The 286-nt window shown below is 72.4% G+C and carries 1 pseudogene; it reads right to left on the reverse strand.

Features of this window, described 5'->3' with window-relative positions:
• Positions 1-286 (reverse strand): annotated as a pseudogene (locus BIV01_RS16975) (cell wall anchor protein); the annotation flags it as partial.

Here is a 286-nt window from a genome sequence, read left to right on the forward strand (position 1 = left end):
GGGGTCGGTGCCGTCACCGGGAGTGGTGCCGCCACCGGGCGTCGTCGTCGAGCTGGTGCCGTCGCCGACGATGCCGATCCCGTTGCCGCCGATGGTGATCGGGAGGCTGATCACGGGTGTGATCTGGCTGCCCGAGAGCAGTCCCCCGTCACCCGAGGTGGATCCGCCCGTGGTGGGCGTCGTGGTCCCGGTCGCCGGGGCGGCGGAACCCGTGCTCGTGCCGTCACCGACGAGGCCGATGCCGTTCCCACCGATCGTCACCGGAACCGACACCACCGGGGACACC

The organism is Curtobacterium sp. MCBA15_013 (genome assembly GCF_001865095.1).
GTDB lineage: Bacteria > Actinomycetota > Actinomycetes > Actinomycetales > Microbacteriaceae > Curtobacterium.